General features: G+C 59.4%; 3 protein-coding genes. 2 read left to right on the forward strand and 1 reads right to left on the reverse strand.

Features of this window, described 5'->3' with window-relative positions; translation table 11 throughout:
• Positions 1-2,158: FtsX-like permease family protein (locus VEG30_12215; GenBank protein HXZ80690.1), on the forward strand; the 2,158-nt coding region annotated here is incomplete at its 5' end.
• 219 nt (positions 2,159-2,377) lie between these two features.
• Here VEG30_12215 and VEG30_12220 read toward each other — a convergent pair.
• On the reverse strand, positions 2,378-3,574 hold the full coding sequence (locus VEG30_12220) for an ISNCY family transposase (GenBank protein ID HXZ80691.1): 1,197 nt from the start codon (positions 3,572-3,574) through the stop codon (positions 2,378-2,380).
• Positions 3,575-3,822: 248 nt separating this feature from the next.
• Between VEG30_12220 and VEG30_12225 the strand changes: the two genes are divergently transcribed.
• A partial coding sequence (locus tag VEG30_12225) for an amino acid permease (GenBank protein ID HXZ80692.1) occupies positions 3,823-4,112 on the forward strand: 290 nt, incomplete at its 3' end.

Raw genomic sequence — 4,112 nt, forward strand, 5'->3', positions numbered from 1 at the left:
CGGGCAGCTTGTTTCAGCCGACTATTTTTCAGTGCTTGGCGTACAACCTCAGCTCGGAAGAGCGCTAAGCACCGCGATTGACAAACCCGGCGACGCGCCCGTGGTGGTCATCAGCGATCGCTTCTGGCGCAATCGCCTTGACTCCTCGCCCCGCGCGATAGGGCAGACGCTTTGCCTAAACGGGCAACCCGCGACCATCGTGGGAATCACACCGAAGGATTTCAATGGCGCCCTCTCCATGAATCCGGCCGAACTCTTCGTCCCGATCACAGTGCCCGCGGCGCTCGCTCCGGAGCTTGCGAACGATGTCCTGCACCAACGCAATGCCAAAGAGTTCCTGGCAATGATATGCCTGGCACCCGGCGTCACTATTGAATCCGCAGAAATCGCGCTGGACACCCTCACGCGTAATCTTGATGCGCAAGATCCCTCGGTTCCAGTTCGCGCCGACAAGGGCAGGCGGGTGACCTTGCTTCCGGCAGGCACCATGGTGCCGATTCCCCGAAATGTAAGGCCGGCGATAGCCGGATTCTTCCTCGCACTGATGGGACTGATCATGGCCATTACGTGCATGAATCTGGCAAACATGCTGCTCGCGCGCACCGCCAACCGCCGAAAGGAATTCGCGATTCGGTCCTCGGTCGGAGCCAGCCGTTTTCGGCTTGTCCGGCAGTTGATAAGCGAGGGCATGTTGCTCTCCCTGATGGGCGGCGTCGCGGGTTTCGCGCTCGCTTACGGGCTCGCGGTATTGAAGTCCAAATTCGCTCAACCCACAGCGATACCGGAGGAAACCAATTTCATCCCGGATTGGCATGCGGCCATATTGGTGTTTGTCCTCGCAATCATCTCCGGCATCGGATTCAGCCTCGCCCCTGCGCTGCGGGCGACAAAGGCAGATCTGACTCCCGCACTGAAAGAAGGCTCGGCGCTGCAGGCGCCTGGCTACCTGCGCTTCGGTCTTCGCAACCTGCTGATGGTAGCCCAGGTTGCCGGGTCTCTCATGCTGCTGCTGATCACAGGGTTCCTGGTGATAGGAATCAGCCAAGTGAGTGCTCTTCAAACCAATTTCGATCCGCACACGCTGTATCTCCTGTCCATAGACCCGGTGCGTGACGGCTACTCGCCCGAAAGAGCGCAATTGTTTTTCGAGAGTCTTCCCGAACGGCTCAGGAATGTTGGAGTGGTGCGTACTACCGCACTGGCAGCGCAACTACCCTTCTCGATCCATGATGAAGATGAAACCATCCAACTGACTGCGGACCACTCCCGCGGGGCCGCGCGCGTGCGGATATCGGCAGTCGAGGAAACTGTGGGCGCAGGCTATTTTGGCGCCCTCAGCGAGCCGATGCTGGCCGGCCGGGAATTCGTCGAAAGCGATCAGCGCAGCCAGGCGGACGGTTCGGAGACTTGGCCCGCCATACTCAGTGAGAGTGCGGCACACCGCTTCTTCGGAAGCGGAAACGCGATCGGGGAGCACATTCGGGACGATAGGCAGTCCTACGAAGTGGTCGGCGTGGTCCGCGATTTGCAGAATGGCCTCGAGATCAGCCGTGCCGTAGTCTATTTGCCGCTGACCCGCCGCAGTTTTGCACGGCCGCCAGCCAACGGCATAGCCGTCCTGGTGCGATCCGAGGCGACTCCGGATGCCTTGAGCGGCATCCGGCGCGAGATCGCCCTCATAGATCCGAACCTGAACATCTTCAACGAGCGAACCCTTAGCACCTATCTGGAGCTTAACCGGGCCTCCGAGCGTTACTCTGTCAACACTTACGGCGGAATTGGAGTGTTTGGATTGGTGCTGGCGGCAATCGGACTCGCCGGCGTTACGGCCTTCGCAGTTGCGCAAAGACGCAAGGAAATCGGAATACGAATGGCGCTGGGCGCGCGTAAGGGACAGGTGCTCCTGCTGGTGCTGCGTGAAGGCACTGCCCTGGTGAGCGTCGGAACGGTTCTCGGATTTCTGGGCGCGTTCGTGCTGGCCAGGGTACTCTCGGCGTTGACCAATGTTTTTGTCGAGTCGCTTAGGATTGGTACGGGCGATCCGCGCTTGCTTGTCGGCGCGCCGCTTCTCCTGGCGGCGCTGGCGATGCTCGCCTGTTACGTACCGGCACGCAAGGCAGCAAGAATAGATCCGTTGAGGGCGCTGCGTCAGGAATAGCCTGCTCGACGGTCCACCCCCGGCGCAGCCTAAATAACCTGGTACCGCCCTTGTTTTTCGCTGCCCCTTGTCAGTAGCAAATCAATATGTCCGGTTTTATTAGCAAGTGATTTGTCCGGTTTATTGATTTTGGTTTGTTGGAATTCTTCACTCCCTGTTGGTTTGTTCAAGTTGCGAAGGGCGTAGCCCGAAGCAACTTGAACAAACCAACAGATCGCCTCAGGCTGCTCGGTTCTTGCTCCGTCGTGCCCCTGCCAATGTCAATGCTTCACCTTGCGCGTCGTACCGGCCCAACAGGTGCGGGCCATAGTACAGGCTCATCGTCTCGTCCAGGTGCTGGCACACCAGCACCCGGCACTTCGCCATGCTGAAGCGAAACGTCTGGGGTTGGATCTGCAGCTGCACCGGACCAAACTTCACCGTGTTGTCGTTGCCGACCACACGTTCTTCCTGGTGCGAGAAGATCTTGTTGAGATCTGTCCCTGCATAGGGCACAAATGCCGTTCCCGATTGTGCCGCCGGCGTCGTGAAATGGCTGTTGTGATAGCGGATCCAGTACCTGCGCAGAAAATCATTGACCCCTTCCATCGTGGTGATGCCTCTCGACCGCAATTCCTGTGGCAACCGACCCTGCCAGGTACCGAAAAAGCGCTCACAACGGCCTCTGGCTTGCGGCGAGTAGGCCGGGATCATCTCGATGCCTAACTGTCCCAACGCCCTCGCGATCTGTGTCTTGATCGCCTTCTCCGGCGGTTCTCCGGCAACCGGAGTCCGGAAGAAGTGGCTGCCTCGATCTGAATACAAAGAGCAAAACAGCCCCTTCTGCTCGATCACCGACTTCAACCCTGCCATCACCGTCGCCGTGCTCTCCTGAGCCACCAGGCGCGCGTAATAGACCTCCGTAGTGGCATCGTCCAGGATCGCTACTAGGTCCTGGCGCTGATCCCCTCCCAGCCAGCTGTGCGTGCTGCCATCCACGTGCAGCATCATCCCTGGCAGCGGCCTCCGGGGCCGCTTCTTGCGGTGCGTGCCTTGTTTCCGGCTCTTCGCCACCAATCCCGCCGTCTGCAACGCCGTCTTGATCCACGTGTAGCTCAGTTCGATCCCGTGCTCCTTCCGCACCTTCTCCACAAAATGCCTGACATTGAAGTCAAAGTACTTCTCCCGATACAGCCGTAATACCTTCTCCACCGTTGCCATCGGCACCCGCTTCGGACTCGGCCGTTGCGTCCGACGGTCAAATAGACCGTCGTACCCATGTTCTTGGTATCGCTCCCTCCAGCGCCGCATGCTTCGATCCGATATCCCGATGATCTCCGCCGCCTGCATCCACAAAATCTCGCCGCTCATCGCTCGCAAAATCACTTCCTGTATCTTCATGGCCCGCTCCAGCGCCCGAGCCGGATAGAGTCCCATCGCCATCGCTCCTTTCGCGTTGGGACTCTATCCTGGCCCAGGCCTCAGGACCGGACATTTCATTTGCTACAGCCACCGGACAGATCATTTGCTTACCACAGTGGCTGGATTTGTGGCTTGCAGGTTACGTCCGAAGGTGTTAGTTTGCGCAACTTGCGGGTTGATCGATCCTGTGCGGAAGATGCTGCGGGCGCAAGGCACCGGCCCCACAGGAAAGCGGCGGTGAATACAGGTTCCAGGAGGCGCTAATGGCAAACCGGCTCTTCGCCACGAAGTCGCTCGATGTTCTCATGCGTGAATCGGTCGACACAGGACACGGGCTGAAGCGCGCGCTCAGCGCTATCGATCTCACGATGCTGGGTGTTGGTGCCATCATCGGCGCCGGAATCTTCGTGCTGACCGGGCAGGCTGCAGCCCAGCACGCGGGCCCGGCGGTCGTACTTTCCTTCGTGGCGGCAGCAATCGCCTGCGTTTTCGCAGGCTTGTGCTATGCCGAGATGGCTTCAATGATCCCGATCGCCGGCAGCGCCTACACTTA

This window comes from Terriglobales bacterium (assembly GCA_035624455.1).
Taxonomy (GTDB): Bacteria; Acidobacteriota; Terriglobia; order Terriglobales; family Acidobacteriaceae; genus DASPRM01.